General features: G+C 39.7%; 1 protein-coding gene and 1 pseudogene. Both read left to right on the top strand.

The window, feature by feature from the left end:
• On the top strand, nt 1–222 hold a 222-nt coding region (locus tag ACTIE6_RS21985), incomplete at its 5' end, for a hypothetical protein (RefSeq protein WP_439558678.1).
• 188 nt (nt 223–410) lie between these two features.
• A pseudogene (locus tag ACTIE6_RS21980) lies at nt 411–718 on the top strand (anthranilate synthase component I family protein); the annotation flags it as partial.

Below are 718 nucleotides of genomic sequence, written 5' to 3'. Positions count from 1 at the left end.
GAAGTTAAGCCCAGGTCCGCCGATGATACTTGGATCAAACCTGGTAAAGTAGGTAGCCGCCACAATACTATTACAAAGACCATCTCGAAAGGATGGTCTTTTTTGCGTTTGTCTGTCACTATGGCAGTACCCGGTATTAATGGTCCACGGGTATTCTGCAAAATCTTGCAGAAATATTTTGCAGAATACTTCGGCGCTAATTCTTTATTTCTATATTTGTGACCGTAACAGTCGCAAGACAACAATCGACTATGAAATTATTCAATACTATTTGGTGGTGGCGTACTTATCCTTCAAAGATGGACAAGTAAGGCTATTGCATGGTATAGAACAAAATATACTTCAAGCGGCTCGCTGTTCATCCTGACAGCGAGCCGCTTTTTTTATAAACTTTACATTACAACTTACAAATGAAAACCCTAAATAAGACTTATCAGATCACCACACGCCACAAAAAACTCCTGGCCGATACACTTACCCCGGTCTCTATTTATCTCAAATTGAGGGACCGTTTTGTAAATACTATCCTTCTGGAAAGTTCTGATTACCACGGAAACGAAAACTCATTTACTTATATCTGCTGTGATCCCGTAGCATCCTTTAAATTGAATTCTGGTGCTGTAACGCAGCAATTCCCTGATGGAGATGTTATCAATTATCAACTTTCAAACCAAAAAGATGCTGTACAAGCACTATACGCCTTTGCACAAAGCTTTCA

The organism is Dyadobacter sp. (assembly GCF_051859145.1).
Lineage (GTDB): Bacteria > Bacteroidota > Bacteroidia > Cytophagales > Spirosomataceae > Dyadobacter.
The sequence above is the reverse complement of the archived record's forward strand: the minus strand, read 5'-3'. Positions and strand labels throughout refer to the sequence as shown.